The organism is Mariprofundus sp. KV (assembly GCF_013387475.1).
In the GTDB taxonomy this organism is placed as follows: Bacteria; Pseudomonadota; Zetaproteobacteria; order Mariprofundales; family Mariprofundaceae; genus Mariprofundus.
This window is the reverse complement of sequence record NZ_VWNB01000005.1, coordinates 193,689-203,825: the sequence shown is the minus strand read 5'-3', so window position 1 is coordinate 203,825 and position 10,137 is coordinate 193,689. Positions and strand designations below refer to the sequence as shown.

11 protein-coding genes and 1 tRNA gene are annotated in these 10,137 nt (G+C 52.3%); 9 read left to right on the top strand and 3 right to left on the bottom strand.

The window, feature by feature from the left end; translation table 11 throughout:
* The first annotated feature begins 301 nt into the window (after nucleotides 1-301).
* The 4 genes from F3F93_RS05890 (at nucleotide 302) to F3F93_RS05880 (ending at nucleotide 3,778) form a co-directional block, all read left to right on the top strand.
* A complete protein-coding gene (locus F3F93_RS05890; protein ID WP_176958229.1) occupies nucleotides 302-1,867 on the top strand; it encodes a hypothetical protein in 1,566 nt (521 codons plus the stop codon).
* Nucleotides 1,868-1,964: 97 nt separating this feature from the next.
* Nucleotides 1,965-2,468: a DUF992 domain-containing protein gene (locus F3F93_RS05885; RefSeq protein WP_176958228.1), complete on the top strand. Its 504-nt coding sequence runs from the start codon at nucleotides 1,965-1,967 to the stop codon at nucleotides 2,466-2,468.
* Between the two features lie 186 nt (nucleotides 2,469-2,654).
* Nucleotides 2,655-2,789: a hypothetical protein gene (locus tag F3F93_RS12630; protein WP_277816518.1), complete on the top strand. Its 135-nt coding sequence runs from the start codon at nucleotides 2,655-2,657 to the stop codon at nucleotides 2,787-2,789.
* 68 nt (nucleotides 2,790-2,857) lie between these two features.
* Nucleotides 2,858-3,778, top strand: a complete 921-nt coding sequence (locus F3F93_RS05880; RefSeq protein ID WP_176958227.1) for a c-type cytochrome — start codon at nucleotides 2,858-2,860, stop codon at nucleotides 3,776-3,778.
* A gap of 73 nt (nucleotides 3,779-3,851) precedes the next feature.
* Here the strand turns inward: F3F93_RS05880 and F3F93_RS05875 are convergent, their stop codons facing one another.
* Together F3F93_RS05875 and ccsA are read right to left on the bottom strand one after the other, a co-directional pair.
* Entirely contained in the window at nucleotides 3,852-5,120 is a 1,269-nt protein-coding gene (locus F3F93_RS05875) for a CNNM domain-containing protein (protein ID WP_176958226.1), read from the bottom strand.
* An 8-nt stretch (nucleotides 5,121-5,128) separates the two neighbouring features.
* Nucleotides 5,129-5,950, bottom strand: a complete 822-nt coding sequence (gene ccsA / locus F3F93_RS05870) for a cytochrome c biogenesis protein CcsA (RefSeq protein WP_176958225.1) — start codon at nucleotides 5,948-5,950, stop codon at nucleotides 5,129-5,131.
* 161 nt (nucleotides 5,951-6,111) lie between these two features.
* On the opposite strand from ccsA, the gene ispD reads away from it, so the two are divergent.
* Together ispD and ispF are read left to right on the top strand one after the other, a co-directional pair.
* Nucleotides 6,112-6,795 carry a 2-C-methyl-D-erythritol 4-phosphate cytidylyltransferase gene (gene ispD, locus F3F93_RS05865; RefSeq protein ID WP_241697000.1) on the top strand — a complete coding sequence of 228 codons (684 nt, stop codon included), beginning with the start codon at nucleotides 6,112-6,114 and terminating at the stop codon, nucleotides 6,793-6,795.
* Nucleotides 6,796-6,802: 7 nt separating this feature from the next.
* Nucleotides 6,803-7,276, top strand: coding sequence for a 2-C-methyl-D-erythritol 2,4-cyclodiphosphate synthase (ispF, locus tag F3F93_RS05860; RefSeq protein WP_176958245.1), 474 nt, complete (start codon nucleotides 6,803-6,805; stop codon nucleotides 7,274-7,276).
* 17 nt (nucleotides 7,277-7,293) lie between these two features.
* On the opposite strand, the gene F3F93_RS05855 is transcribed toward ispF, so the two are convergent.
* Nucleotides 7,294-7,884 (bottom strand): hypothetical protein, encoded by a 591-nt coding sequence (locus F3F93_RS05855; protein ID WP_176958223.1) that lies wholly within the window; start codon nucleotides 7,882-7,884, stop codon nucleotides 7,294-7,296.
* 247 nt (nucleotides 7,885-8,131) lie between these two features.
* Here F3F93_RS05855 and F3F93_RS05850 point away from each other — a divergent pair, with 247 nt between their 5' ends.
* From F3F93_RS05850 to F3F93_RS05840, 3 genes are all read left to right on the top strand, one after another.
* Nucleotides 8,132-8,863 carry an ATP-binding cassette domain-containing protein gene (locus F3F93_RS05850; RefSeq protein WP_347239211.1) on the top strand — a complete coding sequence of 244 codons (732 nt, stop codon included), beginning with the start codon at nucleotides 8,132-8,134 and terminating at the stop codon, nucleotides 8,861-8,863.
* Nucleotides 8,860-9,753 carry a permease-like cell division protein FtsX gene (locus F3F93_RS05845; protein WP_347239210.1) on the top strand — a complete coding sequence of 298 codons (894 nt, stop codon included), beginning with the start codon at nucleotides 8,860-8,862 and terminating at the stop codon, nucleotides 9,751-9,753. Before F3F93_RS05850 ends, F3F93_RS05845 begins: the two co-directional genes overlap by 4 nt.
* A 58-nt stretch (nucleotides 9,754-9,811) precedes the next feature.
* A tRNA-Gln gene (locus F3F93_RS05840) sits at nucleotides 9,812-9,885 on the top strand.
* Nucleotides 9,886-10,137: the final 252 nt, after the last annotated feature.

Sequence of the window (10,137 nt, the reverse complement as noted above, 5' to 3'; positions counted from 1 at the left end):
AGACTCTGCCTGCTGCTCGGGTTTACCAATCTGCTACGCGGTCGAAGCCTGGGCTATACAGGATAGGTTTGCCCGAAAAACGGATAAACCACCCGATCAAAGCCAATCAGGCGATGATCGGGGGATAAATAAGCAAGTTTGCCAAAATTCGCGCTCGAAACAGGGGCGAGGAAAAATAATCAGGGGTTATTCAGAGCATCCTTAATTGCTTCCTGAAGAGCAAGGCGATAATGTCGATTCTCAATCTGGCCTGTCTGAGGGGAGAGTGTTTATCCAATTTTCTAGATTAAAGAATATCCTTTTGCTTCTCCTGCTGCTGATTCCTGCAGAAGTTGTGCTTGCAGAACAGGCAAGCCTGATGAATACGCAAGCCGCTCTCAGCGACGTGGATAAAAAGAGAGCCGCTGAAACTGCTCCGCTTACAGAGGCGAAGGGGCTGATCACGCTTGATTATAAAGTGATTCCTGTTCCGGGAATTCAATCGCTTGATCTGATTGGCGTACACTATCTGCATCAACTCAATAGCTGGCTCTACCTTGGTGTGGGCGTTCATGCGCCGCTGGTTCAGGGTAATTACGGCGGCTTTATGGCTTTTGACACAACCATCCATGCGCAGCGTAAAATATTCGGGGATCTGTTTGTCGATGCAGGAGTCTCACTTGGTGGCGGTGGCGGAGGTTCGACTGTAAAGCAGAGCAGACAACTCTCCGGCACGGGCGGATTTGTCAAAAGTTACGCAGGTGTAGGTTACGATTTTAACGGTTTCTCTGCCGGGGTGAACTACAGCCACTTTCGATTCCTGAATTCACTGATTAATCACTCACAAGTTAATCTGTTTGTTCAAAAGCCGGTCTCGTACATGATTGGTTCATATGCGGATTCAGGCAGCACGATCGAGTCTGACTGGGGCTCTGCTGAATCCGGAGAAAACATATTAACATTTGAACTGAACAATATTTTCCAGATTAAACCTCAAGGTGCATCCAGGAAAACCATTAACGCTTTCTCCCTGCAGTTTTCCCACTTCCTGACTGAAAATCATTATCTTCTTTTTGCAGCGGATATCGGCTACAGCGGCATTCCGCTGTATAATCAGGTGTTAGGCGGGCTTGGCTACAGGTTGCCAGTGTCATCGCGTGTCAATATTTATGGCCAGGTAGGTGTCGGCTCAGGAGGTTATGCACCTGCTGAAATTGATACAGGCCCCGGGCTGCTTGTTTATCCTAAACTTTCGCTGGAATACATGTTGAACAGCGAGCTTGGAGTATCGCTCTCCGGTGGTTATCTGTTTGCCCCCAGAGGCTCCTCTAAAAACTTCACCCTCGGCGCTGCTGTTAACTATCACATCTCCGGCAGCGAGAATCACCCGCAGGGATTCAGTTCAGTCGAAGCTCGGGCGTTTCAAGGCTTCCGCTTTAATCTGTTTCAACAGACCGAATTTGATGTTCAGGTTGGCAATAGCAGGCATAACAATATAAATATGCTATCGATTCAGTTTGATTATATCCTCAATGATTACTTGTATATCCCAGTGCAGGCAAACGTCGCATACAATGAGTTTTTAGGCTATCCGGGTTATGGGCAGATGTTAACTGGACTGGGTATTCAGAGTGACTTCTCAGCGACCGACAGCTTTCAGGGTTTCATGCAAATTCTTGCTGGTGCAGACGTTCATGGCATGGTGCTAAAGCCTGTAATCGGGGTTAATTTAACACTGAGTGACCACCTTGCGCTCTATGCTCAACTGGGCAAAACAGTCTCACTCCATAAGCTGAACCTTTACCCGAAAAACCTGCGATTAAGCTCCTACTCTGCAGGCTTGGGGCTGACCTACCGCTTCTCTCTGCCCAACGCCACTATGAACTAAGCTGACTGGAAAAAGCGCTGTAATCATATGGGATTTTATCGTCTATACTGGTGATGCCGCCATCAAAAGAGATGGCTTATGTGCGCAGGAGTCAGATATGAAATATAATAAATTCGCAGCGCTGGTGATCTCCCTGATAGCGCTGATCTCGCTATCATTTCAGGGGCAGGCCGGTGAAACGCCTGCGGGTCTGAAGATTGGTGTGCTGACCTGCATCACCCAACCTAACACCGGGATCAGCCTGATTATTCACTCTACTACTGATGTGAAATGTACGCTCAATGCCACCAGTGGCGGTGAGCTGGAGAAGTATGTCGGGGAAACCGGTGTCGGTTTTGGCATTGATATGCGCTTTGATCGTGAAACCCATCTGGTTTACACCGTGTTTTCGGCTGATTTTGAGAAGGGGAGTTACAAGCTGGCCGGTAAATATGTCGGGGGCGGTGCTTCCGTAACCGCCGGAGCCGGTATTGGTGCCCAACTGCTGGTCGGAGGCAATGATAACAGCGTGTCGCTACAGCCGGTTCTTGAGGGGAGTACAGGCCTTGGCATCAGCGCAGGTATTACCTACCTATTCCTGCAGCCGGATAAGCAGGAGTAGCAAGGCTGTTTCTTGAGATCAGGCGCTGTTTTCATAAGGGGTCGTGGGTAACTACGGCTCCTTTTCTTTTCTATTCAGCGATGCATTTTGACTCAACATTGGCTGTGGTGATTCAACTCACGGCATGAAACTGATGCGATGGTCAGTTTTTGGTCTATTCAATGCACACGACCAAAGGAGGATCATATGTCTGTACTATCTCATTTTGAAGATCAGAAAAAACACTTCACACAAGAGCATTCATGGGAAGATGTTCTCTTTGCCTTGCAGATTCCTATCGCACTGACTGCGCTGGTGCTGCTGTTTCTTCTCGCGATCTGAGTTGGCGATGTTTTATATATCCCGGAACTTGTCTATACTGGTCTGAAGAGATTCATAAAGGAGAGATGATGAGATATTTTCTAGTATTATGTGTTGCTATGGGTTTGGCGGTAGCAGGTTGTTCATCGGAAAAAGAGCCGGCTCCTGCACCGATGACTGAGGCTGAGGAGCAGGCTGATGAGATTGCTGTTTCAGAAGAGATCACCAGGGTGGTGGAGGAAGTTGCCGACACGGCAGCTGAAACAGTAGAAGCCGTAACAGCTGACGAGATCAGCGAAGATGTTGTGCAATCCGGTGAAACCACGCTTGATACTGCAAAAGCTGAAATGGAGCAGATGAAGGCAGACAAGGCGGCAGCAGACAAGGCAGCGGCAGCTAAGGCAGCAGCAGGCAAGGCGGCAGCAGACAAGGCGGCAGCAGACAAGGCAGCAGCAGACAAGGCAGCAGCAGACAAGGCAGCAGCAGACAAGGCAGCGGCAGCTAAGGCAGCAGCAGGCAAGGCGGCAGCAGACAAGGCGGCAGCAGACAAGGCAGCAGCAGACAAGGCAGCAGCAGACAAGGCAGCAGCAGACAAGGCAGCAGCAGACAAGGCAGCAGCAGACAAGGCAGCAGCTAAGGCGGCAGCAGCCAGTGCAGCGACTGTGGCAGTCGTCAGTTCAGGCAGTGCGGCTGCGGGAGCTGGTAAGATCGGTAAGTGTAAGGCGTGCCATAGCTTTGATGCTGGCGGCGGCCACAAGGTTGGCCCTAATCTGTTCGGAATTTACGCTAAAACAGCAGGCAAGATTGCCGGATTCAGTAAATATGGCAGCGATCTTAAAGGCGCAACATTTGTCTGGGATGAGGTGACGCTGGCTGAGTGGGTGTGTGATTCGAAGGAAGGGATCAAGAGTCTGACCGGCAATAGTGGCGCCAAATCGAAGATGCCCAAACAGAACAAGTGTGGAACAGATGCGCAGGATATCGCTGCTTACCTGAAATCACTGCGTTAAGCAGTCCATCGCGATACAAAAAAAAGGCCTCCATTACGGGGGCCTTTTTTTAGTTGATCAGCAGGTTAGGTTGTTACTCACTGGTTGGCGTTTTTACAATACGAACCCGTTTAATCCAGTCGCCTTTAACACTGAGCACCTCAACCTGCATGTCAGCAATGGTCAGGCAGAGTCTGCCCTCGGGCACATCGCCGAGAATCTGAACGATCAGACCACCAATAGTGATGGCTCCCTCTTCAGGCAGATCACTGTCCATCGCCTGATTGATATCGTGCAGGGCTACGGTAGCAGCAGTTACCAGACTGCCATCGGGTTGCGGCCACATATCCATCTGGGCCGGAAGATCCGATTCATCATGGATCTCACCAACAATCTCTTCAATAATATCTTCAAGGGTAATCAGGCCTTCGATATCGCCGAACTCATCCACGACGATGGCCAGATGCTGGTGGTTGGCCTGAAAATCGAATAGCTGAGCCAGTGCATTCTTGTTGGCCGGAATATAGGAGGGGGTTTTCCAGATCAGCGCATCACTGAGAGAGACTTCAGGGTGTTTCAACTTAAGCAGGTCGCGCAGGTGAACAATACCGATCAGATTGTCCTGCTCATTAAGGTAGACCGGATAGCGGGAGTGGGGGGCTTTGGAGACTTCACGCAGCGCCTTGCCTACCGTTAAAGAGCCATCCAGAAGTCGCATGTTCGGGCGCGGAGTCATCAACGCTTTTACGGCCACCTCATGCAGGGTAAGACTATTGTTGAGCATCTGTTCGCGGGCCTGATCAAGCACACCTGACTCGGCACTGATATCAATCATGCTGGCCAGCTCTTTATGGGTCAGTGGCGTATCCTCTTTATCGGGCACCCGTAGCAATCGTTTTAACATCGAGATAATGGCGATAAGGAGTCTTACCAGAGGAGAGAGTAGCTTCTGAATCATACTCATGGGGCCGGCGACCTTGCAGGCAATCGCTTCAGCATGAGCAACAGCAATGGTTTTAGGAAGGATTTCGGCAAAGATCAGTACAACCACGGTCATGGCGATAGTGGCGTAGAGAATGCCTGCATCCCCGAATTCAGAGACGAACAGGGCGGTGGCAATCGCCGAAGCGGCGATGTTCACAAAGTTATTGCCAAGCAGAATGGTGGAGAGCATGCGTTCAGGATGGCCTAGAAGCAGTTCAGCCTTGCCTGCACCCAGATCGCCATGCTCCTGTCGTACGCGCAGTTTGGCGCGTCGGGCGCGGGTCAGGGCTGTTTCAGAGCCTGAAAAGAATGCTGAGAGCAACAGCAGGAAAAAAAGGATGCCTACTGCGAATGAAATTGAGATGTCTGCGATGTCCATTTAAGTAATCAGTTAACCCATGTGTTAATCAGTTTGACGCCGAAGTAGGCGAGAATAAACAGCACATAGGCTGTCAGCACAGCACGGCTGGCAATGCGGGTTGGCCAGCTGTCCTGATGGCGTTTGATCAGCAGGATAACCAGAACGGCCAGGGTAAAGACAGCCAGCAGCACCTTATGGCTGAAGAGTGCAAAGTGCTGGTACTGGGTCCACTGCCAGAGCAGGCCGGTAATGATACTGACGGCAATCAGCGCGGTTGCCATTTTAACCTGAGCGATCATATGGCGCTCAATACTTACCAGTGATGGCAGCGCCTGAATCAGCTTGAATGACCGCTTTTTCTTCAGTGCCCGATCCAGAAGGATCTGCATCAGGGCGTGAATCGCCGCCAGCGTCAGTACCGCATAAGAGATAAGTGCCAGCAGCAGATGGCCGGTCTCCAGCAGCGATGTGGTGTGTACCCAGTTGGGGGTGTGCGCTTCAGGCAGAATCGGGGTGAGAAACAACGGAACAGCAGTCAGCGGCAGCAGAAAAAGACCTAAACCCTGAATGCCGTGGCGCAGAATGCCGAAGGTGTAAACCATCTGCACAATCAGTGTGAAGACAGCTGTACTGGTGGCCAGTGTGAAGTTGATGCCATCGGTGGTGACCGATTCCAGCAGATGAATAGCCCAGACATTGGCTGCCATTGCTGCAGCCATAAGGCTGGCAACGGTACCGGCGATATTGGTGTTTTTTCGGTCATGGGGTTGTTTTGCATCACGCCATAACATGGCTGCAGCGATCAATGTGATCAGGGCAGCAGCGAAAAACAGAATCGATGAGGTCATTTCACTTCCTTAAAAAACGGCTACTTTCTCATTTGAAACAGGGATCAAACCGATATGATAGCAGGTTTATATCCGATGTATCAGAGCAGTGCAACGGGATTGGCATTTGCAGCGATGCTAACCAAGTTGACCATGCCAGTAAAAGAGCGACAATCGGCAATATGAAAGTTGGCCTGTTATTGCTGGCTGCCGGCAGTGGCAGCCGATTTGGTGGCGAGATTGCCAAACAGTATGTTGAGGTGCTGGGCAAGCCCCTGCTACGCTACACACTTGAATCTCTGGCTGCCGATCCCCGCATTGCGCTGGTGCAACCGGTAATCTCCGCAGGCGATGAGCGGTTTGCCGCAGTGGTTAAAGATCAAAACTACCCGTTTCAGCTTTTGCCGCCGGTGACTGGAGGGGCTGAGCGCTCACTCTCCATGCAGCAGGGACTGTATGCGCTGCCTGATGATATCGAGCTTGTGGCTGTGCATGATGCGGCAAGGCCGCTGCCATCTGCTGAACTGCTGGCCGATGTGATCGATGTGGCGCAGCGCTGTGGTGCTGCTGTTCCCGGCTTGGCCGTGGCCGATACCATCAAAAGGGTGAATGCAGAGGGCAGGGTGGTTGAGACACCTGATCGCAGTCTCTTAAGGGCAGTGCAGACACCTCAGGTGGCGCGCAGAGTCTGGTTTGAGAAGGCGCTGGCGCTTGAGGCGGGGCGGCTCCATCTGCACACCGATGATGCCTCACTGCTGGAGGCGGCCGGTTTTGATGTCTATATCAGCCGGGGAGATATCAATAATAGAAAAATAACCACGCCGGAGGATCTGCACTGGCTGGAGTCGCAGTTGAGGGGGCGTTAAGGTGAATATTCGCATTGGTCACGGTTTTGATGTGCACAGGTTTGCAGAGCATCGCCGTCTGCTGCTCGGTGGTGTGGAGATCCCCTATGAGATGGGGCTGCTTGGCCACTCCGATGCCGACGTGTTGATTCACGCACTCTGTGATGCACTGCTTGGGGCTGCCGCACTCGGCGATATTGGTCACCATTTTCCTGACAGTGATGCTCAGTATAAAGATGCCGATAGCACACTGCTGCTCTCAAAAGTTGTGGCGCTGTTGTGCAAAGAGGGGTGGTGTGTCGGTAATGTTGATATCACGGTCATGGCTGAAGCACCTAAACTGGCCCCCTTTATCGCTGTGATGAGAACACGTCTGGCCGGATTGCTGCTGGTTGATCAGGGGCAGGTCAACGTCAAGGCAACCACGACAGAAAAACTCGGATTTGTCGGCCGCAAAGAGGGCATCGCCTGCGAAGCGGTGGCGATGATCTGCAGAATCTGAGATCGTGTTAAAAGCTTCTAGCGCAGGCGCGGGCTGAGGGTGAAATCACCGGTGCCATCCGGTACTGATTCTACGATAATAATAAAGTCGGTCTGACTGCTGGCTGTTGCACGCTTCAGAGCTTTTGGTGAAACAAACGGTGTTTGGGCGATGCTTTTGGTATCGGCTTTTTCGGTGATGGGCAGGCGCATGGTTGCCAATGGCCGATCAGGCTGATGATTAGAAAAGAATGTGATCTCAATGTCTGGGTAGGCCATGCTGCTGGCCAGCAGGTTCTTGATGCTGCCAGAGATCACCAGCACCCTGCTGTTATCATCACGAATCACCCACTCACTTTTCACACGCTGAGGAATAATAAGCCAGTCTTTCTCCCTGTTCTCAAGCGGCAGGGTCAGGTTGATCAGCGTGCTGCGCATCCAGCGGTTATCCAGCCAGGCCTCCTTCTGGGCCCAGCTGCCTGCCAGTGTCAGTATAAGAAGGGCAGTGAAAAACCAGGGCCAGAGATGGGCCTGCGCTCTTGCCGGTGCGATGAGTTCTGAATCTTCCTCGCTAGAGGCGTTGTCGCGAATGACCACTGCTTCATTTTCTGCATGCTCACGTTTGTTCAAAAATGGTGGTGAGGCAAACAGGTCGGGAGTGTAAATCCATGAATGTCGTTGATCAGGATTCCGGGACTCATCAGGCCGAGGTGAAAACGCACTGCCGCACTGACTGCAGGTGAGACTCGTCAGCCCAATGTCAGTGTCGATGTCGATCGGTTTCCGGCAAGAGGGGCAGGTGATAAGCATCTGCCTATGTTGAATAGTCGCTCTGCGTTTGTCAGCAACTTGAGTGCTGCGCTGTGTTGGTGCGTTAGTGCCTGTTCAGGCAGGTGACAGCGGCGGGCTGGCAGGCTACCGTTTCCACATGTCGCACGACCAACCTCAAATACAGATGCAGCAACTGATGTTACGTTACCCAACGGGTAAGGTGGCGCTTTCCGGTGTTACACTGGATATCCATCAGGGACAGTTTGTCTACCTGATCGGGGAGAGTGGTGCCGGCAAATCATCATTGATGAAGATGCTCTATGGTGGTGTTCGCCCCTCATCGGGCCAGTTGCGTGTGCAGCAGATCGATATGCGTGAGGCTGGTGAAGCGCGTATTCGCGAGATCAGGCAGCGCACCGGTATTATCTTCCAGGATCATAAGCTGCTCTTTGCACGCACTGTATTTGAGAATGTGGCGCTGCCACTGCGGGTGCAGGGGTGGAAAACCGAGCGCTTGATTCCACGTGTGCGTAAGGTGCTTGAGTATGTTGGTCTTGCCGATCGCCTCTGGTCCTACCCGGAAGCACTCTCCGGCGGTGAACAGCAGCGTGTTGCTATTGCCCGCGCTATGACAGCCAATCCATCGATTATTATTGCCGATGAACCGACCGGCAACCTTGATATTGAGACAGCCAGCCGGGTGCTCGATTATCTGATGGATCTCAATCGTCAGGGCACAACTGTGATTATGGCGACCCATGATCTGCATCTGCTGGAGTCACATCCGGGACGTGTGATCCAGCTGCATGCCGGATCTCTGGCCGGTGGTGACCTGTGAAAAGAAATAGTACGCCCGAATTGATTCCTGATAAGGTGAATCCAAGGCTTCCCGGTGGTTTTAATGTGCCCCCCTTTGGCATTCAACAGACGCTGGCGGTTATTATTGTCTGTATTGCACTCTGGGCGGTGGGCGCGATCTGGCTGGGTGTGCAGGCGGCTAGCCAGTGGGTCGGTGGCTGGCAGGATGATATCCATATCCACGTCTATCTGGACAGCTCCAATGCCAGTCAGGAACCTGAACTGAGAAGGGCGCTTGAAGCGATCCCTCAGATCTCCGCTCTGCGCAAGATCTCTCCGGAGGAGGCTGCCCGCTGGATGCAGGAGTGGCTGGACAATGCCGGATTGAATCAGAAGGAGCTGGTGAATCGACTGCCGATCACCTTCGAACTCTCCCTGAATGATGAGCAGAGCGAATTTCTCTTTGATGATATACGGGATGTTGCAACCCGTCATGGCGGTGCGGTGAATGAGAGTGAAGTGGATATGGCGCAGGCCCATCAGTGGATTGCTCAGGCCGAATATCTGGCCTGGTTTGCCTCGCTGGTTCTTGCTCTTGCGATGGCACTGATTATCTCCAACACCCTGCGCATGATGCTGCTGGCACGAGCCGATGAGATTCATCTGATGCGCCTGATGGGAGCCAAGGAGTGGTTTGTGCGTATGCCATTTATCCTTGAAGGTATGTTGTTGGGGGCGGTTGCCGGTATTGCCGCATGGATTCTGCTCTGGCCGCTGTTGCTTGGCACGGGTGAGTGGCTTGAGATGTTGCAGGTTGATCTGAAAATGTGGGTGCTGTTATTGCCGCTGCTGTTCGGTGGTGCACTGGTTGGCGCTTTTGGCGCTCTGGTTGCGACGGCACGCGTGGATTCAGGCGAACAGGCAGGATAACTCTTTTTCAGAATTGACGAACGCGATTTATGCCATTATTGTGCGCGCCCACCGTCACTGGGGGATCGTCTAATGGTAGGACAGCGGTCTCTGACACCGTCAATCGTGGTTCGAATCCACGTCCCCCAGCCAAACATAAAAAAAGGGCCCCTCGCGGGCCCTTTTTTTATGTTTACTGTGGAACTAAGGATGGGAACCATGGTTCGACTATCCAGCAGGATAGCTGGATAGATCGCCACAATATGGCGACCCCGAAGGGGCGAGTGCCGTGGATGGCCCGAGTAATCCACGTCCGGGGCAGGAAGTCTGGAAGAACAAAATCGCTTTAGCGATGGCCCCAAAAGGGCGAGGGATCATGGACAGCCCGAGTAATCAGCCCTGACA